This window comes from Skermania sp. ID1734 (genome assembly GCF_007489285.1).
Classification (GTDB): Bacteria; Actinomycetota; Actinomycetes; order Mycobacteriales; family Mycobacteriaceae; genus ID1734.
In genome coordinates, this window is sequence record NZ_VLIY01000003.1 from 99,429 (window position 1) to 119,113 (window position 19,685).

The following is a 19,685-nucleotide window of genomic DNA, read 5'->3' on the forward strand; positions in this document are numbered from 1 at the left end:
GATAGCCTTTTGCACATGACTGATCTCCTCGACTACACCGACGTCCTCGATCGCTACGAACCGGTGCTCGGGATGGAAGTGCATGTCGAGCTGGGCACGGCGACCAAGATGTTCTGCGGATGCCCAACGACGTTCGGGGCCGAGCCGAACACGCAGGTCTGCCCGGTGTGCCTGGGCCTGCCGGGAAGCCTGCCGGTGGTCAACCAGGCCGCGGTGGAGTCGGCGGTCCGGATCGGGCTTGCGTTGAACTGCGCCATCACGCCGTGGGGCCGCTTCGCGCGCAAGAACTACTTTTATCCGGACCAGCCGAAGAACTACCAGATCTCTCAGTACGACGAGCCCATCGCCACCAACGGCCACCTCGATGTGGTGCTCGATGGCGGGAGCACCTTCCGCGTCGACATCGAGCGCGCGCACATGGAGGAAGACACCGGTAAGTCGTTGCACGTCGGTGGCGCGACCGGCCGGATACACGGCGCGAGCCATTCGCTGCTCGACTACAACCGGGCCGGTGTGCCGCTCATCGAGATCGTCACCAAACCGATCACCGGTGCTGGCGAACGCGCACCCGAGGTCGCCCGGGCCTACGTCACTGCCCTGCGGGACCTGTTGAAGGCGTTGGGAGTTTCCGACGTCAAGATGGAGCAGGGTTCGCTGCGCTGCGATGCCAACGTTTCGCTGATGCCCATCGGCGCAGCGGAATTCGGCACCCGTACCGAGACGAAGAACGTCAACTCGCTGCGCAGCGTCGAGACCGCCGTACGGTTCGAAATGCGCCGCCAGGGCACGGTTTTGGCCAACGGCGGCACCATTGTGCAAGAGACTCGGCACTTCCAGGAGTCCGACGGCACCACCTCGCCGGGCCGGCGCAAGGAAACCGCCGAGGATTACCGCTACTTCCCGGAGCCTGACCTCGAACCTGTTGCACCGGACGCTGATTGGGTGGAGTCGCTGCGCGTCACGATTCCGGAGATGCCGTGGTTGCGGCGCGCGCGCATTCAGCAGGAGTGGGGAGTTTCCGACGAGGTGATGCGTGACCTGGTCAACGCGGGCGCGCTGGATCTCATCCTGGCGACCGTGGACGCGGGCGCGCCGGCGAAGGAGGCGCGCTCGTGGTGGGTCGCCTACCTGACCGAACGGGCGAACGCGAACGACGTGGCGCTCGACGAGTTGCCGATTACGCCGAAGCAGGTGGCTGCGGTCATCGCCCTCGTGGACAGCGGCAAGATCAGCAACAAGATCGCCCGTCAGGTAATCGATTTCGTGCTGGCCGGCGAAGGTGAACCGGCCGACATCGTCGAGGCGCGGTCGCTCGGCATGGTGAGCGACGAGGGCGCCCTGCAGGCCGAGGTCGACAAGGCGCTGGCGGCGAACCCCGACATTGCCGACAAGATCCGCAGCGGCAGGGTGCAGGCGGCCGGAAAGATTGTGGGCGACGTGATGAAGGCCACGAAAGGCCAGGCCGACGCGGCGCGGGTCCGCGAGTTGGTTCTCGCGGCCTGCGGCGCGCAATAGGCACAGTGGCGCGGGTCCGCGAGTTGGTTCTCGCGGCCTGCGGCGCGCAATAGGCACAGCGGCGCGGGTCCGCGAGTTGGTTCTCGCGGCCTGCGGCGCGCAATAGGCACAGCGGCGCGGGTCCGCGAGTTGGTTCTCGCGGCCTGCGGAACCGGTTAGGCGCCGCGCAGCCAGCCTGCGCCGCTGCTAGTCGTGCCCGCCACCACCACCGGGCATCTGGATCTTGACTACCCGGTCGTCGTTCGGGCCTGGGTTGCCCCCGGACTTGTTGACCGTCGACACCCAGAGCGCGCCGTCGGGACCTGCTGCGGCGCTACCGAGTTGGCCGTAGCGATCCTGCGCGACGAGTGACGGCGCTGCGGTCACGGTACCGGTCTGGCCGTCGATGGCCACTGCAGCGACGGCCTTGCCGACCGTCAACGCGACGGCGACAGCGTCTTGGGTCGCCGCGCAGCCGTCGACGCCCGGTCGGTCGGGCCAGCTCCAGGCTGGCGACACGACGCTGCCGTCCTTGTTGATCTTTTGCAATCGGTCCTCGGCGGGCAGCCGGTCGGTCACCCAGGTGGCGCCGCCGGGGCCGAGGCAGACCGCGCCTGCACCGCCGATACCGGTTAAGACGACTTGCGGCGGCGGACGGTCGCCGACCACGTCCGGCTTGGACAGCCGCAGCAGTTTGCCCGCCAAGGATCCGGGGTCGTTCGCGGCTGCCGGGTTTCCCGCGTCTCCGGTCAAAACCAGCATGTTGTTGTCGTCGGTGAACACGATGGAGCCGGCGTTGTCCGATTGCCCCTTAGGGATGCCGGCGAGGACGTCCTTGGGTACGTCACCAGGTGCAATCCGCACGACGCGGTTGTCGGTCGCGGTGGTGACGTAGGCGTAGAGCAGGTTGTCCTCGTCGTAGGTGGGCGAGAGCGCCAAACCGGTCAGGCCCCCGTCGGTGGACCCGTCGACATCGATGTGCGCGATCTCGACCGGATCGCGCTCCGGTTCCACTCGGAGAATCCGGCCGGTGCGGCGTTCGGCAACAAGCGCCGAATTGCCGTCGGGGAGCACGACCAACGCGCCGGTGGCGTCGAGGCACGTCGCAACGACGGCCGGATCCGGGTCGACGCAGGGCCCCGGCGGGCGCTTCGGCTTGGTGGTCGTCGGCGGGCTCGACGGTGTGCGCGGGTGCAGATCGCTGCCGCTGAACGTCGGTGCGGGACTGAACGGGCTGGCCGACGCATCGTCGAAACGCGCGCATCCCGCGGTGGCCAGTACAGCTGCGGCAGTTACCGCCAGAGCTGCCCGGAAGGCGGGACCCGAACGCGCGAACGTCATGGTGGAAACGTTACGGAAACTCCTGCGCGCACGCTCGGATGGGGTGCGCAGGGAGTGTTGCAGTCGAGATGTCGCGTTCGCGGGTCTTATCGTGAGGACCGTGACCGACGCGGAGGAACCCAAGAAGGTGCCGACTGGGCGCGACGCGTCCAGTCCGTTCGACGAGCCGACCGAGCAGCTGTCTCGACCGGTTGCGGGCCGAACCATCCCGGAGACCGACGACGATCTCAATCCCGTGCCGACCGAGCAACTGCCGGTGTATCGACCGCGCGAGGGGGAGGTTCCGCGCCCCCCGAGTCAACCGACCGAGGCCTACACCGCCTACACGCCACCGCCCACCGCGGTGCCGCCGGCGAGGGTGGAAACGGTGCGTACCGACACCGCGCCGCAGGTGCCGGCCTATTCGAAACGCGACCTCGATCCGGGTCTCGGTCGCGGCACGCTGGATTTGGGACTGCTCATTTTGCGGATCACCGTCGGCGGGCTGTTCCTCTTCCATGGTTTACAGAAGCTGACTGGCTGGTGGGGTGGGCCGGGCCTGGACAAGATGCCCGACATGGTCGAGCACCTGGGCTGGAAGCAGCCGCAGATCTCGTCGGTATTGTTGATGGTCGGCGAAATCGGCGGTGGTGCGCTGCTGATCCTGGGCTTGGCGACACCGTTGGCGGCCGGTGCGGTGCTGGCGGTGATCATCGACGCCTGGTTGGTGCGTCAGGCGGCGGCGCCGGGTCTGCAGTTCACAGCGCCGGGCGGCGTCGAATACGAGACGATGCTGGTCGCCGCGTCGGCGTCGTTGATCCTGACGGGTCCAGGCCGGATAGCAGTGGATGGCGGGCGAGGGTGGGCGACTCGGCCCTACGTCGGTTCGTTCGTCGTGCTGCTCATCGCGATTGCGGCGGCCGCGTGCATGTGGATCTTCATGCACGGCGGGAATCCGTTCATCTAGGGATTGTCGCGTTCCGCCTTCGCAGTTCGCGTTCCGTGCCCGAAACGCGAACTGCCGACACGGTAAGCGGACGTGCACAGTGGTTCGCACGTACCAGAATCGATGCACAGGCACGAAGTAGTCCACATTTGATCGTGTCGGCAGTCCCGGCTCGACGTGATGCTCAATCGTTGACCCATGGAGGTTTTCGACACCAGGCTGATACTGCGACGCGACGCACTGGATCGGGGCTTCACCGACCGCGAACTCGCTCGGGCGCGGCAGTCGGGCGAGCTGCAGACGATCCTGCGTGGGGTGTACACGCCAATGACTAGCCTTGACGCGGCGCAGCGGCATCGGCTCGCGATCGAAGCGGCGTTGGCCACCACGCGGCGAGGCGTCGTCGTCAGCCACACGTCGGCCGCAGTCCTGCACGGGCTTGCGATGTGGCGCCCCAACCTCGATCTGGTGCACGTGTGGCTGAATTCGGTTGCCGGCGGTAAGCGCACGCGCACCCGGCACGTGCACGTCGGGAGGTTGGCCAGCGCGGACGTCACCGTCATCGACGACATTGCGGTCACCTCAGTCGCGCGAACCCTCGTGGATTGTGCGCTCCTCCTCCCGTTCGAGGAGGCGGTGGTGCTCGGCGACTCCGCCCTGCAGCAAGGGTTGGTGACGCGTACCGACGTCGAGGAAGCGATGGCCCGAGCCCGTGGACGCCACGGACTCGCTGCGGCAGCCCGCGCGGTTGCCTTTCTGGACGGTCGAAGCGAGTCGGTCGGTGAATCACGCAGCCGAGTCCTGATTCACCGTGCGGGGTTGCCCCGGCCGCAGTTACAGCACACCGTTTACGAGCCTGGTGGCGAATTCGTCGCACGGGTGGACTTCTTCTTCGACCAGTTCAAAACGGTCGGCGAATTCGACGGCATGGGCAAATACGCCGCCGACGGAAGGGATCCTCGCGCAGCTCTACGGGCCGAAAAGGCGCGTGAGGACGCGCTCCGAGCGTTAGGGCTCACCGTTGTTCGGTGGACGTGGCACGACCTCGACCGCCCGGAATGGGTGATCCAGCGGTTGCAGAATGCGTTCGGCCTCGGCCGTCGCGCGGCCTGAACCGTTTTCGCGTTCCGCCTACACACTTCGCGTCCCGCGCCCGGGGAGCGAACTGCTCAAACGGGGAGCGAAAACCAAGAACCTACGGCACCCGCCGCACCGCACCCTTGTCCGCTGAGGTCGCCAACGCCGCGTACGCCCGCAGCGCGGTGGTCACCTTGCGGTCGCGGTCGACCGGCTGCCACGGCCGTTCAGAGGCTTCCATCTTCGCCCGGCGCTCGGCCAGCACGGCGTCGTCCACCAGCAGTTCCAGCGTCCGGGTGGCGACGTCGATCCGGATGCGGTCACCGTTTTCGACCAGGCCGATGACACCGCCGCTGGCCGCCTCGGGGGAGACGTGGCCGATCGACAACCCGGAGGTCCCACCTGAAAACCGGCCGTCGGTGATCAGCGCGCACACCTTGCCCAGTCCCTGGCCCTTCAAGAACGACGTCGGGTGCAGCATCTCCTGCATGCCCGGCCCACCGGCTGGTCCCTCGTAGCGCACCACGATCACGTCGCCGGGCTTGACCTTTTTGCCCAGGATCACTGACACGGCCTGTTCCTGCGACTCGACCACCAGCGCGGGGCCTTCGAAGGTGTACAGGTCCTCGTCGATGCCCGCGGTCTTCAAGATGGCGCCGTCCGGCGCCAGGTTGCCGCGCAACACACACAGTCCGCCTTCGACGGTGTAGGCGTGTTCGAGGTCGCGGATGCACCCACCTTCGGCATCGAGATCCAGCGACGACCAGCGGTTCTCGGTAGAGAACGGCACTGTGGTGCGCACGCCACCCGGCGCGGCGTGGAACAACTCGACGGCCTCGTCGGACGCCTTGCCGGAGCGAATGTCCCAGGTGTCCAGCCACTCGTCGAACGACCGCGTGTGCACGGTCGCCACGTCAGTTTCCAGCAACCCGGCGCGACGGAGTTCACCGAGGATCGCGGGAATCCCGCCAGCCCGGTGCACGTCCTCCATGTGGTAGTCGGAGTTCGGGGAGACCTTCGCCAGGCACGGCACACGACGGCTGATTTCGTCGATGGTGCCGAGGTCGAAGTCGACCTCGCCCTCCTGCGCCGCAGCCAAGGTGTGCAGCACCGTGTTGGTCGACCCGCCCATCGCCACATCGAGGGCCATCGCATTGCGAAAGGCCTTGGGAGTGGCGATGTTTCGCGGCAGCACCGACTCGTCGCCATCGCGGTAGTAGCGCAGTGCGGCGTCGACCACCACGGTTCCGGCGCGCTCGAACAAGCGTCGGCGGGCGGCGTGGGTGGCCAGCGTCGAACCGTTGCCGGGCAACGCCAGCCCAAGCGCCTCGGTGAGGCAGTTCATCGAGTTCGCGGTGAACATGCCCGAGCAGGAACCACAGGTCGGGCAGGCGCTGCGTTCGACCTCGGTCAGCCCTTCATCGCTCACCGAATCGCTGGCGCTGGCCGCAATTGCCGTGATGAGGTCCGTCGGGGCCTGCGCGACGCCGCCGACCACCACCGCCTTGCCCGCTTCCATCGGCCCGCCGGAGACGAACACGGTCGGGATGTTCAGTCGCATCGCGGCATTGAGCATGCCCGGGGTGATCTTGTCGCAGTTCGAGATACACACCAGCGCATCAGCGGTGTGCGCGTTGACCATGTATTCGACCGAATCGGCGATGATCTCCCGGCTCGGCAGCGAGTAGAGCATGCCGCCGTGGCCCATCGCGATGCCGTCGTCCACCGCGATCGTGTGGAACTCGCGGGGCACGCCGCCGGCGACTCGCACGGCCTCGGCCACGATCTCGCCGACGTCCTTGAGGTGCACGTGACCGGGCACGAACTGGGTGTAGGAGTTGGCGATCGCGACGATCGGCTTGCCGAAATCCGAGTCGGTCAAGCCGGTGGCACGCCACAGCGCGCGGGCTCCGGCGGCATTGCGGCCGGCCGTAGTGGTGCGGGAGCGCAGGCGAGTAAGAGGCTGGTCAGCCATAGAGGGAAGCTCCTCGAGATTTATTCGGCGTAAGGGTCAGGGATGCGGCCGTTGGACGCGGCGGCGAGTTCACGGATTCGGTCGAAGCCGACCGCCGGCAGGGCTACCTCGGCGCCGTCGCCGAGATCCGCCCGCGCCCAACCGCGCTTGGGAAAACGCACCCCGCGTACCTGTGTCCAGGAAAGGTTCTGCGCGCCGAACACGCTGCGCAGCTCCAGGCCGTCGGGGGTGACCGTGGTGCGAATGCGGGCCACCCAAATTCCTACCGCGACGGGAATCAATAGCAACCAAGCGAACGCAGCGGGCCACGCGATGACCGGAAGGCTGACGCAGAAAAACAGCATCACCACGGCGATCCAGGCCAGCCGGGAGATCCGGATGACGTAGCGCGACCTGCGCTGCGCGGGCTGTACCTGCGCGGTAGCGGAGCTGGCCGTATGGGAAGATGGTTCCGGTGGCACGGGCTGATGCGGTGATGACACCACACCATCTTCGCACTTCGGCGAAACGCACCCACATGATGGGATGTCTCACACTCTGGGATTGGCGTGATCGCCGGTTTGACTGTGCGGGCCGCGCGCGCATAACGTCGAGCGCGTGATCCGTACTGAGTTGCTCGTAATCGGCTGGCGCGTCGTCGCGTGAGTCGATAATCAGCCAACTCGCCTACGACGCGCCACCCTCGCACAGCGAATGCTGTCGGGGGTTTTTTGTTGTCCGGAACAGTTTCCACACAGTTCTCATCACGAGGAAGCATCAACGTGAGCGCACCAACCGCACGGCCGGGGCAGACCCGCAAGGCGACGCCCCCTAGCCAACCGACGCCCGCAGCCGCAGCGCAGTCGGGTCCACGTCGACAGTTGCCGCCCGAACGCGTGACCGGAGCACAGTCCGTCGTCCGCTCGCTCGAGGAACTCGACGTCGACACCGTCTTCGGTATTCCGGGTGGTGCGGTGCTTCCGGTCTACGACCCGCTGTTCGACTCGACCAAGGTGCGCCACATCCTCGTTCGGCACGAGCAGGGTGCGGGCCATGCCGCCACCGGTTACGCGCAGGCCACCGGAAAGGTCGGCGTCTGCATGGCCACTTCCGGCCCAGGCGCCACGAACCTGGTCACCCCGCTGGCAGACGCCCAAATGGACTCCGTCCCGGTGGTCGCCATCACTGGGCAGGTGGGCCGCGCCATGATCGGTACCGACGCCTTCCAAGAGGCCGACATCTCCGGCATCACGATGCCGATCACCAAGCACAACTTCCTCATCACCGACGGCGCGGATATCCCGCGGATCATCGCCGAGGCGTTCTACCTGGCCGCCAGCGGCCGCCCGGGCGCGGTGCTCGTCGACATCCCCAAAGACGTGCTGCAGGCGCCGACCGTGTTTAGCTGGCCGCCGGAGATGCGGCTGCCCGGCTACCGTCCGGTGACCAAGCCGCACGGCAAGCAGGTGCGTGAGGCCGCGCGACTCATCATGGAATCGCACTCGCCAGTGCTGTACGTCGGCGGTGGCGTGATCAAGGCCGAGGCGTCCGAGCAACTGCTGGAGCTGGCCGAGTTGACCGGCATCCCGGTGGTTACCACCCTGATGGCGCGCGGCTCGTTCCCGGACAGCCACCGTCAGAACCTGGGCATGCCCGGCATGCACGGCACCGTGGGCGCGGTCGCGGCGCTGCAGCGCAGCGACTTGCTGATCACCCTCGGCGCGCGGTTCGACGACCGCGTCACCGGCAAGCTGTCGTCCTTCGCGCCGGACGCCAAGGTCATCCACGCAGACATCGACCCGGCCGAGATCGGCAAGAACCGGCACGCGGACGTCCCGATCGTGGGCGACTGCAAGGAGGTCATCACCGAGCTGATCGAAGCGTTGCGCGCCGACATGGCCACCGGCACCCGGCTGTCGCTGGACAAGTGGTGGGAGTACCTCGACGGGGTGCGCAAGACGTACCCGCTGGCCTACGACCGGCCCGCCGACGGTTCGCTCTCGCCCGAGTTCGTCATCGAAGCCGTCGGGCGCCTGGCCGGACCAGATGCGATCTACTGCGCCGGCGTCGGTCAGCACCAGATGTGGGCCGCGCAATTCATCCACTACGAAAAGCCGCGCACCTGGCTGAATTCCGGCGGTCTCGGCACGATGGGCTACGCGGTTCCGGCCGCCATGGGAGCCAAGCGTGGGCTGCCCGACGCGGAGGTGTGGGCCATCGACGGTGACGGCTGCTTCCAGATGACCAACCAGGAGTTGGCCACCTGCGCGGTGGAGGGCATCCCGATCAAGGTCGCGTTGATCAACAACGGCAACCTGGGCATGGTCCGGCAGTGGCAGACGCTGTTCTACGAAGAGCGCTACTCCAACACCGACCTGGCCACCCACAGCCGGCGCATCCCGGACTTCGTCAAGCTCGCCGAGGCATTGGGCTGCCACGGCATTCGGGTCGAGCGCGAGGAAGACGTCGAGGCGGCAATCCGCGAGGCGCAGGCGATCAACGACAAGCCGGTGGTCATCGACTTCATCGTTGGCGCCGACGCGCAGGTGTGGCCGATGGTTGCGGCCGGCACCAGCAACTCCGAGATCCAGGCCGCGCGCGGCATTCGCCCGCTGTTCGACGAGGATGAAAGCGCCGCCGAGCCGGCGGTCATCCATGAAGCAATGGAACGTTCCCAGGAGGACGGTCAGTGAGTACGTCACACACCCTGAGTGTGCTTGTCGAAGACAAGCCCGGCGTGCTCGCGCGGGTGGCCGCGCTGTTCTCCCGCCGCGGGTTCAACATCGAGTCGCTCGCGGTGGGCGGCACTGAGATCCCGGACATATCCCGCATGACCATCGTGGTGACCGTCGAGGAACTGCCGCTCGAACAGGTGACCAAGCAGCTCAACAAGCTGATCAACGTGATCAAGATCGTCGAGCAGGACACCGAAGCCTCGGTCGCGCGTGAACTGATCCTGGTGAAGGTGCGGGCCGACGCCAGCGTGCGCACTCAGGTGGTCGAGGCCGTTACGCTGTTCCGAGCGAAGGTCATCGACGTGTCTCCGGACTCGTTGACGATCGAGGCCACCGGTACTCGGTCGAAGCTCGACGCGCTGCTACGCATGCTCGAGCCGTACGGCATCCGCGAGATCGTGCAATCCGGCGTCGTCGCCATGGGGCGCGGTCCCAAATCAATCACGGCCGCCCGCTAGCGACGGCCACCGAGTCCACCACGGCCGCCCGCTAGCGACGGCCGCCGAGTCCATCACGGCCGCCCGCTAGCGACGGCCGCGAAACAACCTTTAGAGAAGGGAACTGCCAGTGGCTGTCGAGATGTTCTACGACGACGACGCCGACCTGTCGATCATCCAGGGCCGCAAGGTCGCCGTCATCGGTTACGGCAGCCAGGGCCACGCGCACTCGCTGAGCCTGCGCGACTCGGGCGTCGATGTTCGCGTCGGCCTCAAGGAAGGCTCCAAGTCGCGGGAGAAGGCCCAAGAGCAGGGCCTGACCGTCGGCACGCCGGCCGAGGTCGCCGAGTGGGCCGACGTGATCATGCTGCTCGCGCCGGACACCGCGCAGGCCTCGATCTTCACCCAGGACATCGAGCCGAACTTGAAGGACGGCGACGCGCTGTTCTTCGGGCACGGGCTCAACATCCACTTCGGCCTGATCAAGCCACCCGCGAACGTCACCGTCGCCATGGTCGCGCCGAAGGGCCCGGGCCACCTGGTTCGTCGCCAGTTCGTCGACGGCAAGGGGGTGCCCTGCCTGATCGCGGTGTTCCAGGACCCGAAGGGCGAGGGCGAGGCGCTCGCGCTCTCCTACGCCAAGGCGATCGGTGGCGCGCGCGCCGGTGTCATCAAGACCACCTTCAAGGAAGAGACCGAGACCGACCTGTTCGGTGAGCAGGCCGTGCTGTGCGGTGGCACCGAGGAACTGGTCAAGACCGGTTTCGATGTGATGGTCGAGGCTGGCTACGCGCCGGAGATGGCCTACTTCGAGGTGCTGCACGAGCTCAAGCTCATCGTCGACCTCATGTACGAGGGCGGCATCGCGCGGATGAACTACTCGGTGTCCGACACCGCCGAGTTCGGTGGCTACCTCTCGGGCCCGCGGGTGATCGACGCGGGCACCAAGGAGCGGATGAAGGAAATCCTGCGCGACATTCAGGACGGCTCCTTCGTCAAGCGCCTCGTGGCCAACGTCGAGGGCGGCAACAAGGAACTCGAGCAGCTGCGCAAGGAGAACGCCGAGCACCCCATCGAGGTCACCGGCAAGAAGCTGCGCGACCTGATGAGCTGGGTCGACCGGCCGATTACCGAGACCGCGTAGAACCGCCTGTGCGTGAAATTCCACCGCCCGCGGTGGAATTTCACGCACAGCGGGGACGGGGGCTGGAGAGCCAGTCACTAGGCTGTTGACCGCAATATTCGTATAAATCAATCACCGGGAGTCGTACACCGTGAGCCAGAATGGCCGCCCCATTGTCCTGATCGCCGACAAGCTCGCCCAGTCCACCGTTGCTGCGTTGGGTGACGGCGTCGAGGTGCGCTGGGTCGATGGGCCTGACCGGCCCGCGCTGCTCGCGGCTGTTCCGGAGGCCGACGCGCTGCTGGTGCGGTCGGCCACGACCGTCGATGCCGAGGTGCTCGCGGCCGGTACCAACCTGAAGATCGTCGCCCGCGCCGGCGTCGGCCTGGACAACGTGGACGTACCGGCGGCCACCGAGCGCGGCGTCATGGTGGTCAACGCGCCCACCTCGAACATCCACACCGCGGCCGAGCATGCAGTGACGCTGCTGCTGGCCGCCGCGCGCCAGATTCCCGCTGCCGACGCCACGCTGCGCGAGCACACCTGGCAGCGCAGCAAGTTCAACGGTGTGGAGATCTTCGGCAAGACCGTGGGCGTCGTCGGACTCGGCCGCATCGGCCAGCTGTTCGCCCAGCGGCTGGCGGCGTTCGAGACGCACATCATCGCCTACGACCCCTACGTGTCGCCGGCCCGCGCGGCCCAGCTGGGCATCGAACTCGTCAGCCTCGATGAACTGCTCGAGCGCGCCGACCTCATCTCCGTGCACCTGCCGAAGACGCCCGAGACCAAGGGCCTCATCGGTACCGAAGCGCTGGCGAAGACGAAGAAGGGTGTCGTGATCGTCAACGCGGCCCGCGGTGGGCTGATCGACGAGGCGGCCCTGGTCGAGGCGATCAAGTCGGGCCACGTACGCGCGGCGGGTCTGGACGTGTTCGAGACCGAACCGTGCACCGACAGCCCGCTGTTCGAGCTGCCGCAGGTCGTCGTCACCCCGCACCTGGGGGCTTCCACCAGCGAGGCGCAGGACCGGGCCGGTACCGACGTAGCCAAGTCGGTGCTGCTGGCGCTGGCCGGCGAGTTCGTGCCGGACGCCGTCAACGTGTCCGGCGGCGCGGTCGGTGAGGAGGTGGCGCCGTGGCTCGAGATCGTGCGCAAGCAGGGTGTACTGGTCGGCGCGCTGTCACGCGAGCTGCCGGTGAGCCTGTCGGTGGACGTCCGCGGTGAGCTGTCCTCGGAGAACGTCGAGGTCCTGGGGCTTTCCGCGTTGCGCGGATTGTTCTCGGCGGTGATCGACGACGCCGTCACCTTCGTCAATGCGCCCGCCCTGGCCGAGGAGCGCGGTGTTCGGGCCGAGGTCACCAAGGCTACCGAGAGCCCCAACCACCGCAGTGTCGTCGACCTGCGCGCCGTGTACGGCGACGGCTCGGTGCGCAACGTGGCCGGCACGCTCAGCGGGCCGACGCAGGTGCAGAAGATCGTCAACATCAACGGCCGCAACTTCGACCTGCGCGCCGAGGGCCTCAACCTGGCCATCCACTACGACGACCGTCCGGGCGCGCTCGGCAAGATCGGCACCCTGCTGGGCAACGCGAACATCGACATCCAGGCCGCCCAGCTGAGCCAGGACGCCGAGGGTCCGCAGGCGCTGATTCTGCTTCGTATCGACCAGCCCGTCCCCGACGACGTCAAGTCGGCCATTGCCGACGCGGTCGGGGCCACCCAGATCGAACTCGTCGACCTGAACTGAGTGCCAAAGATGAAACTCGCTGTCATCCCGGGCGACGGAATCGGCCCGGAAGTTATCGCTGAGGCGCTCAAGGCGCTGAACGTCGTGGTCCCGGACGTGGACAGCACCTCCTACGACCTCGGTGCGCGCCGCTATCACGCCACCGGGGAACTGTTGCCGGACAGCGTGCTCGACGAGATTCGGCAACACGACGCGATCTTGCTGGGCGCGATCGGTGACCCCTCGGTGCCGAGCGGCGTGCTCGAACGCGGCCTGCTGTTGCGAGCCCGGTTCGCGCTCGACCACCACGTCAACCTGCGTCCGTCACGGCTGTACCCGGGCGTCACCGGGCCGCTGCGCGAGAATCCGCCGATCGACTTCGTCGTCGTCCGGGAGGGCACCGAAGGCCCCTACACCGGAACCGGGGGAGCGATCCGCGTGGGAACACCGCACGAGGTGGCCACCGAGGTCAGCACCAACACCCGCTTCGGTATCGAACGGGTGGTGCGCTATGCCTTCGACAAGGCGCAGCAACGGCGCAAGCACCTGACCCTCGTGCACAAGACCAACGTGCTCACGTTCGCGGGCTCGCTGTGGCAGCGCACGGTCAACGATGTCGCCGCCGAGTACCCCGAGGTCGAGGTCGCCTACCAGCACATCGACGCCGCGACCATCCACATGGTCACCGATCCCGGCCGCTTCGACGTGATAGTCACCGACAACCTGTTCGGCGACATCATCACCGACCTCGCGGCCGCGGTCACCGGCGGTATTGGCCTAGCGGCGAGCGGCAACATCGACGCGACGCGGGCCAACCCGAGCATGTTCGAGCCGGTGCACGGCAGCGCGCCCGACATCGCCGGGCAAGGCAAGGCCGACCCGACCGCCGCGATCCTGTCGGTGTCGCTGCTGCTTGAGCACCTGGGCAACGCCGACGCCGCCAACCGCGTCGCGTCCGCCGTGGCTCGCGACCTCGAGAATCGCACCGCACCGGCGTCGACCACCGAGATCGGCGACCGGATCGCCGCACTGCTGTAAGTCAGATCGACTGCCGGTAGCCGAAGAACTCGTGGTCCTCGTTGTAACCGCCGTAGCCGCCGCCGATGTCGGCAAAGTGTGCGACGAAGTCGATCCCGGAAATCCACTTCACCTGTTTGAAGCCGAGCTGGTTTTCGTTGCGCAGGCGTAGTGGCGCACCGTGGCCGAAGCTGAGCGGCTGGTCGTTCATGTCGAAGGCGAGCATGACCAGGTGGTGGCTCATCTGCTCCATGGCGTGGGCGTCGTAGTAGGAGCCGCCGTCGGCGCCTTCGGCCAGTGAGTAGAACACCACCCACTTGGCTTCGGGGAGCGGCTTGACCAGGTCCATGATCGTGCGCATCGACACCCCGCCCCACTTCGCCACTCCTGACCAGCCCTGGATGCAGAAGTGTTGGGTGATCTGCTCGTGCCGCGGCAGCGCCCGCAGCTGCTCCAGCGAAAGGTCGACCGGGTTGTCGACGAGTCCTGATATCCGCAGCCGGTAGTCGGCAAAACCGTTGTCCTGCAGGGCTCGGTACGCGTCGCTATCCGGGTAGGTGCCGTTGTGCCAGAAGTACGGCGAGATGTCCTTCTCGCTGTATTCCCCGGGTTTCGCATCCACATGCTCGAACAACCGCTGAGCCGGACCGATCAATGCGAATCCGACGCGCTGCACGATGCGCGGATGACGAATGGTGAACGGGGTCGCCGCGACCCAGCAGACGATCACGACGATCATTGCCACGCAAAAGACGCCGAACCCAATCCAGTCGTCGCTGTCGCGGCTGGCGAATATGTGATTGAAGTTGCGCAGCGCGCCGGTGGTCACCACGAGGGTCACGTGGATGAGGATGAAAATCAAAAACCAGCACAACACCAGAAAGTGCAGAGAGCGGGCGGCCTGGATGCTCAGCACCTTGCTGACCGGGCGGAACCGCGTGGACAGCGCCGGTGACATGCCGAGGCCGGCCAGCATGGCGGCCGGCGCCGCAACGAAGACGGTGAAGCCGTAGGCGAGCAACTGCAGATCGTTGTAGACGACCCAGCCATGTTCCAGCGGCCAATCCAGCGACAGGTATTTGATCAGCACTGTCACCGAGCCGGGGAAGACGTCCCAGCTGGTCGGCAGGATTCTGCGCCATTGGCCGGTGAGAAACAACAGGATGTAGAAGACGACGCCGTTGAGCAGCCACAGGGTGTCCATGCCCAGATGCCACCAACGGGCCAATCCGATGGAGTGCCGGATTCCGGGCAAACCGAGCTGTCCGGGTAAGCCGACCGAATCCTGCTTCGCGGTCCACAGTGCGTCATCGGGCACCGGCTTGGAGATGCGCATCCACTCCTTGCCCGGGGTACTGTTGCGGGTCCAGTACAGCCTGGGATGGTCGGCGAGAATCTGAATTCCGGACCGGATGATGAACGTCATCAGCAACAGGTTGAAGAAGTGCTGCCAGTCCAGCCACCCAGGCATGCCCACCGGCGCCCGGGGGTCGCGATGTTCGCCGGGGTATCGGCTCATGAAGTCTTGGACCGCCGGCATGTTGCGCAGGCCCTTCGCCACGGCGATCGCCGTGATGAGCATGACGAATCCGATCGGCAGTAGCCACAAGATATTGAGCCAGCGCTCGCGACCGATGCGCACGTGCGGTGCGGTGGCGCGCGCAGGAGGGATACCGCCCGCCCAGGTCGAGCGATTGATCGTGTTTTCACCTGGTTCCAGCCGCGCCTGGTAGGCAGGCCGAGGATCGGTGGCCATGCAGCCGAGTGTAGGAGGCTAACGCTTATCGGGTGGCACCAGCGGAACCGCGCACACCGCGAACAGGGCTGCGCATGCGAAGGCCGCCGCATACCCGCCCGTGCTGATGAGCAAGCCGAACACCGGCGGGATCGCCGCTGCCGCAAGGTTTTGGCCGGTGTTCTGCACGCCCAGCCCGCGCCCGCTCCAATACGGACCCGCGATCTCGGCGACCGCGGTGAAGGCCAGGCCGTTGTCGGCGACGGTTACCACGGAGGCGACCACGAGCAGCGGGATCGCCAGCCACCACCAACCGGCCCAGGCGGCGAGTCCGAGCGCGCCCATGCTCACCACGGCCGCGATCGCGACGCGGCGCAGCGGACCCATCCGGCTGCCCACCCGGTCCGACCAGGCGCCCGCCCCGATCCGCCCGAGTGCGCCCAGCACCTGGGTCACGGTGACCAGCGCGCCGGCGACCGGCAGTGACATTCCGACGTCGTGGTTGAGCCACACCAGGGCAAAGGTCCACACGGTGGCCTGCGGGATGACCAAAAGCACTGACACGCCATGGATCCGCCACAGCGTCGCATCCCCGCGGTAGGGGTTGGCCAGTAACCCGCTGCGCCGGGCATCCGTGGCCGGTGGGCGCGGCGGGTTCACGATGCCGACGAGGCAGCCGATGGCGCCGAGCGCGGCCATTGCCGCGGGCAACAGCAGCGCCGCAGAGACACCGTGGGCGGCAGCGATATTCGGAATCGTGACCGCGCCCAAGGCGACACCGAGGGGTTGCGCGGTTTGCCGGATGCCCATGGCCAGACCGCGCCGGTGCGGCGGGAACCAGCCGACGATCACCCGGCCGCTCGCGCCGTTGGTGCTCGCCGCGGCCATGCCGCCGAGCAGCAGAAACGCGCCCAGCATCAGGTACGACGACGTCATCGCGGCCGCCAGCGCGGCCAGGCCCATCAGCGACAGGCCCAGCACCAGCACCTTGCGCTCGCCGATGCGGTCCACCACCCAGCCCCATGCGATGAGCGTGGTGACCAGGCCCACCATCGGCATCGCCACGAGTAGGCCCGCGGTGGCCAGGTGCAGGCCCCGATCGGTCAACGCCGGAAGCAGAAAGGCGGTGCCGTGCACAAAAAGCGCGCTGGTGCACTGCCCGAAGACGCCGAGGGCGAGCATCGACCACCGTCGCCGATCCGAAATGTCTCGGTTCGCAACGGCTGCCATGGTCACGACCCACTCCTAGCCATCTCAATATTTGAGACATCGTCCTAGCAAATGGAAACTACAGGCGAGGATACACCGTTGGCAGGCGGCAAGTCAGCCGCCGATAGACTGACCGGCATGCGCTTGGGACGGATCGCCAGCCCCGATGGGGTGGCCTTTGTGGCCATCGAAGACGCCGAAGGGGACGCTCGGGCCCGCGAGATCGCCGAACATCCGTTCGGCACACCGACTTTCACCGGACGCAGCTGGCCGCTCGCCGACGTTCGCTTGCTCGCCCCGATTTTGGCGACGAAGGTGATCTGTGTCGGAAAGAACTACGCGGCACACGCCGCGGAAATGGGCGGTACCGCGCCGGAACAGCCGGTGATCTTCCTGAAGCCGAACACCTCGATCATCGGGCCGGGTGCCGCGATCGTCGTGCCGCCGAGCTCGAACGAGGTGCACTACGAGGGCGAATTGGCCGTGGTGATCGGTCGGCCCTGCAAGGACGTGCCGGCCGCCCGCGCGGCCGATGTCATTCTCGGCTACACGATCGCCAATGACGTGACCGCGCGCGATCAGCAGCGCCTCGATGGCCAATGGACGCGGGCCAAAAGCTACGACACTTTCTGCCCGTTGGGTCCGTGGATCGAAACGGACATCGACCCGGGCGATCTGGAGATCACCACCACCGTCGACGGCGAGACCAAACAGCACAGTCGGACGTCGTTGCTGCTGCACAGTGTGGGCGAACTCGTCGAGTGGGCGTCGACCATCATGACTTTGCTGCCCGGAGACGTGATCCTCACCGGCACCCCAGAGGGCGTCGGCCCGATCGTCGCCGGCCAATCGGTCTCGGTCACGGTCACGGGCATCGGCACGCTGACCAATCCGGTTGCGGCCAAGAAGAATTGACAGGAGTCTCCAAGCGCATGACCGCCAGTGGTTTACGAGTCCGATTCTGCCCGTCGCCGACCGGAACTCCGCATGTGGGCCTGATCCGGACCGCGCTGTTCAACTGGGCCTTCGCCCGACATCATCAGGGCACCTTCGTCTTTCGCATCGAGGACACCGACGCCGCGCGCGACAGCGAAGAGTCCTTCCAGGCGCTGCTCGATGCGTTGCGCTGGCTGGGGCTGGACTGGGACGAAGGCCCCGAGGTCGGCGGACCGTATGGGCCGTACCGGCAGTCGCAGCGTCGGGAGCTGTACCTCGAGGTCGTGCAGAAGTTGCTGGCCGCGGGGGAGGCCTATGAATCCTTCTCCACCGCAGAAGAAGTGGAGGCCCGCCACCGCGCCGCCGGCCGCGACCCGAAGCTCGGTTACGACAACTTCGACCGCGATCTCACCCACGCCCAGCGCCAGGAATTTCTCGACGCCGGCCGCGGACCGGTCGTGCGGCTGCGCATGCCGGACCATGACCTCACCTGGAACGATCTGGTCCGTGGCGAAACCACCTTCCGGGCCGGCAGCGTCCCCGACTTCGCGCTGACCCGCGGCTCCGGCGATCCGTTGTACACGTTGGTCAACCCGGTCGACGACGCGCTCATGAAGATCACCCATGTGCTGCGCGGCGAGGACCTGTTGCCGTCGACCCCGCGCCAACTCGCCCTGTACGCGGCACTTCAGCGCATCGGTGTCGCCGACTTCACACCGGAATTCGGCCACCTGCCGTTCGTCATGGGCCAGGGGAACAAGAAGCTGTCCAAGCGCGACCCCGAGTCCAGTCTGTTCGTGCATCGCGACCGCGGCTTCATCCCCGAGGGCCTGCTCAATTACCTTGCCCTGCTGGGCTGGAGCATCGCCGAGGACCGTGACGTCTTCTCGCTCGGGGAAATGGTGGCGGCGTTCGACATTTCCAAGGTGAACGCGAATCCGGCGCGGTTCGACCAGAAGAAGGCGGACGCGATCAACGCCGAGCACATCCGCATGCTCGCGCCCGACGACTTCGCGCAGCGGCTGCGACAGTTCCTGGTCGAGCACGGACACCTCACCGAACCGGTGGACGAGACGGTTTTTGCGACGGCCGCCGAGTTGGTGCAGACCCGCATCGTCGTGCTGTCCGACGCCTGGGGTCTGCTGCAGTTCCTTTTCGTCGACGAGGCCGACTTCGCCGTCGACCCGGCCGCGGCGGCGAAGAATCTGGGTGCCGACGCGACGCCGGTGCTCGAGGCCGCGGTGGCAGCGCTCGACTCGCTGTCCGAATGGACCACGGCGGCCGTGGAAGCGGCCCTGAAAGCGGCGCTGATCGACGATCTGGGCCTCAAGCCCCGCAAGGCCTTTGCGCCCGTTCGGGTGGCCGTCACGGGCTCGCACATCAGCCCGCCGCTGTTTGAGTCGATGGAATTGCTCGGCCGGGATCGGTCGCTGTCCCGGTTGCGGTCGGCGCTACCGGCCTGACCGGCTGGTTTGCGGAACTACGGCAGGGGTTTGGTACCCTCTACTGCGGTCCGAACGAGCTAGCCGGACCATTGGGGTATGGTGTAATTGGCAACACAGCTGATTCTGGTTCAGCCATTCTAGGTTCGAGTCCTGGTACCCCAGCGGAAGCAGCAACTCCAGCGAATTCGATTTGGTACTGCTGATCGCGCCAGCTAAGCTGGTGCAGCTTCCAAGCAAGAGTTGGTTCTCGGCCCCGTCGTCTAGCGGCCTAGGACGCCGCCCTCTCAAGGCGGTAGCGCGGGTTCGAATCCCGTCGGGGCTACCAGAACAACTCTCACCCGCTCTTCCGGCGAAATTCCCGTTTGTGCTCCGCAGGCCCGTGCGTGCCGTGCACTTTGGACTGGGCGTCACGGTGTTCGATCGCCTGGGCATGATTGTGATTCTTGCGATCGAGCGCCTCGCGGAACTTCTGTTTCACTGCGTCGCTGTTTTCACGGGCCGGTTTGTCTCGCATGGCGATCCCCTTTCGCG

Annotated in this window: 16 protein-coding genes and 2 tRNA genes; 12 read left to right on the forward strand and 6 right to left on the reverse strand. The window is 66.7% G+C overall.

Features of this window, described 5'->3' with window-relative positions; all coding sequences use genetic code 11:
• Window positions 1-15: 15 nt before the first annotated feature.
• The gene (gene gatB / locus FOS14_RS04455; protein ID WP_143769069.1) at window positions 16-1,515 is read left to right on the forward strand and encodes an Asp-tRNA(Asn)/Glu-tRNA(Gln) amidotransferase subunit GatB; all 1,500 of its coding nucleotides are present in this window, start codon (window positions 16-18) and stop codon (window positions 1,513-1,515) included.
• Window positions 1,516-1,701: 186 nt separating this feature from the next.
• Here the strand turns inward: gatB and FOS14_RS04460 are convergent, their stop codons facing one another.
• Window positions 1,702-2,835, reverse strand: a complete 1,134-nt coding sequence (locus FOS14_RS04460; protein ID WP_143769070.1) for a sorbosone dehydrogenase family protein — start codon at window positions 2,833-2,835, stop codon at window positions 1,702-1,704.
• Between the two features lie 100 nt (window positions 2,836-2,935).
• Here FOS14_RS04460 and FOS14_RS04465 point away from each other — a divergent pair, with 100 nt between their 5' ends.
• Window positions 2,936-3,781, forward strand: coding sequence for a DoxX family protein (locus tag FOS14_RS04465; protein ID WP_255450066.1), 846 nt, complete (start codon window positions 2,936-2,938; stop codon window positions 3,779-3,781).
• Between the two features lie 177 nt (window positions 3,782-3,958).
• A complete protein-coding gene (locus FOS14_RS04470; protein ID WP_143769072.1) occupies window positions 3,959-4,873 on the forward strand; it encodes a hypothetical protein in 915 nt (304 codons plus the stop codon).
• 82 nt (window positions 4,874-4,955) lie between these two features.
• Here FOS14_RS04470 and ilvD read toward each other — a convergent pair whose 3' ends face one another.
• Both ilvD and FOS14_RS04480 read right to left on the reverse strand, forming a co-directional pair.
• On the reverse strand, window positions 4,956-6,812 hold the full coding sequence (ilvD, locus tag FOS14_RS04475) for a dihydroxy-acid dehydratase (protein WP_143769073.1): 1,857 nt from the start codon (window positions 6,810-6,812) through the stop codon (window positions 4,956-4,958).
• A 20-nt stretch (window positions 6,813-6,832) separates the two neighbouring features.
• Complete coding sequence (locus tag FOS14_RS04480; RefSeq protein WP_143769074.1) at window positions 6,833-7,294, reverse strand: PH domain-containing protein; 462 nt, start codon at window positions 7,292-7,294, stop codon at window positions 6,833-6,835.
• Between the two features lie 279 nt (window positions 7,295-7,573).
• On the opposite strand from FOS14_RS04480, the gene FOS14_RS04485 reads away from it, so the two are divergent.
• The 5 genes from FOS14_RS04485 (at window position 7,574) to FOS14_RS04505 (ending at window position 13,850) form a co-directional block, all read left to right on the forward strand.
• Complete coding sequence (locus tag FOS14_RS04485) at window positions 7,574-9,484, forward strand: acetolactate synthase large subunit (RefSeq protein WP_143769075.1); 1,911 nt, start codon at window positions 7,574-7,576, stop codon at window positions 9,482-9,484.
• The gene (gene ilvN, locus FOS14_RS04490; RefSeq protein ID WP_143769076.1) at window positions 9,481-9,984 is read left to right on the forward strand and encodes an acetolactate synthase small subunit; all 504 of its coding nucleotides are present in this window, start codon (window positions 9,481-9,483) and stop codon (window positions 9,982-9,984) included. Before FOS14_RS04485 ends, ilvN begins: the two co-directional genes overlap by 4 nt.
• Window positions 9,985-10,105: 121 nt before the next feature.
• Window positions 10,106-11,107, forward strand: a complete 1,002-nt coding sequence (gene ilvC / locus FOS14_RS04495; RefSeq protein WP_185981630.1) for a ketol-acid reductoisomerase — start codon at window positions 10,106-10,108, stop codon at window positions 11,105-11,107.
• 130 nt (window positions 11,108-11,237) lie between these two features.
• Window positions 11,238-12,833, forward strand: coding sequence for a phosphoglycerate dehydrogenase (serA, locus tag FOS14_RS04500; RefSeq protein ID WP_143769078.1), 1,596 nt, complete (start codon window positions 11,238-11,240; stop codon window positions 12,831-12,833).
• A gap of 9 nt (window positions 12,834-12,842) precedes the next feature.
• Complete coding sequence (locus FOS14_RS04505; protein ID WP_143769079.1) at window positions 12,843-13,850, forward strand: 3-isopropylmalate dehydrogenase; 1,008 nt, start codon at window positions 12,843-12,845, stop codon at window positions 13,848-13,850.
• A 1-nt stretch (window position 13,851) separates the two neighbouring features.
• On the opposite strand, the gene FOS14_RS04510 is transcribed toward FOS14_RS04505, so the two are convergent.
• Entirely contained in the window at window positions 13,852-15,585 is a 1,734-nt protein-coding gene (locus FOS14_RS04510) for a molybdopterin-dependent oxidoreductase (protein WP_143769080.1), read from the reverse strand.
• 18 nt (window positions 15,586-15,603) lie between these two features.
• Complete coding sequence (locus tag FOS14_RS04515; protein ID WP_185981631.1) at window positions 15,604-16,794, reverse strand: MFS transporter; 1,191 nt, start codon at window positions 16,792-16,794, stop codon at window positions 15,604-15,606.
• Window positions 16,795-16,911: 117 nt separating this feature from the next.
• On the opposite strand from FOS14_RS04515, the gene FOS14_RS04520 reads away from it, so the two are divergent.
• The 4 genes from FOS14_RS04520 to FOS14_RS04535 all read left to right on the forward strand — a co-directional run bounded on the left by FOS14_RS04520 (window position 16,912) and on the right by FOS14_RS04535 (window position 19,479).
• Window positions 16,912-17,688: a fumarylacetoacetate hydrolase family protein gene (locus FOS14_RS04520; protein WP_143769081.1), complete on the forward strand. Its 777-nt coding sequence runs from the start codon at window positions 16,912-16,914 to the stop codon at window positions 17,686-17,688.
• Window positions 17,689-17,705: 17 nt separating this feature from the next.
• Complete coding sequence (gltX, locus tag FOS14_RS04525) at window positions 17,706-19,172, forward strand: glutamate--tRNA ligase (protein ID WP_143769082.1); 1,467 nt, start codon at window positions 17,706-17,708, stop codon at window positions 19,170-19,172.
• A gap of 72 nt (window positions 19,173-19,244) precedes the next feature.
• A tRNA-Gln gene (locus FOS14_RS04530) sits at window positions 19,245-19,316 on the forward strand.
• 87 nt (window positions 19,317-19,403) lie between these two features.
• Window positions 19,404-19,479: transfer RNA gene (locus FOS14_RS04535), tRNA-Glu, on the forward strand.
• A 9-nt stretch (window positions 19,480-19,488) separates the two neighbouring features.
• Here FOS14_RS04535 and FOS14_RS04540 read toward each other — a convergent pair.
• Window positions 19,489-19,668, reverse strand: coding sequence for a DUF5302 domain-containing protein (locus FOS14_RS04540; RefSeq protein WP_143769083.1), 180 nt, complete (start codon window positions 19,666-19,668; stop codon window positions 19,489-19,491).
• Between the last annotated feature and the right edge of the window lie 17 nt (window positions 19,669-19,685).

Coding starts and splice junctions, on each gene's coding strand:
- FOS14_RS04505 (WP_143769079.1), top strand. CDS start 12,843: ATGAAACTCGCTGTCATCCCGGGCGACGGAATCGGCCCGGAAGTTATC.
- FOS14_RS04460 (WP_143769070.1), bottom strand. CDS start 2,835: ATGACGTTCGCGCGTTCGGGTCCCGCCTTCCGGGCAGCTCTGGCGGTA.
- gltX (WP_143769082.1), top strand. CDS start 17,706: ATGACCGCCAGTGGTTTACGAGTCCGATTCTGCCCGTCGCCGACCGGA.
- FOS14_RS04470 (WP_143769072.1), top strand. CDS start 3,959: ATGGAGGTTTTCGACACCAGGCTGATACTGCGACGCGACGCACTGGAT.
- FOS14_RS04520 (WP_143769081.1), top strand. CDS start 16,912: ATGCGCTTGGGACGGATCGCCAGCCCCGATGGGGTGGCCTTTGTGGCC.
- FOS14_RS04515 (WP_185981631.1), bottom strand. CDS start 16,794: ATGGCAGCCGTTGCGAACCGAGACATTTCGGATCGGCGACGGTGGTCG.
- gatB (WP_143769069.1), top strand. CDS start 16: ATGACTGATCTCCTCGACTACACCGACGTCCTCGATCGCTACGAACCG.
- FOS14_RS04540 (WP_143769083.1), bottom strand. CDS start 19,668: ATGCGAGACAAACCGGCCCGTGAAAACAGCGACGCAGTGAAACAGAAG.
- ilvD (WP_143769073.1), bottom strand. CDS start 6,812: ATGGCTGACCAGCCTCTTACTCGCCTGCGCTCCCGCACCACTACGGCC.
- ilvC (WP_185981630.1), top strand. CDS start 10,106: ATGTTCTACGACGACGACGCCGACCTGTCGATCATCCAGGGCCGCAAG.
- FOS14_RS04510 (WP_143769080.1), bottom strand. CDS start 15,585: ATGGCCACCGATCCTCGGCCTGCCTACCAGGCGCGGCTGGAACCAGGT.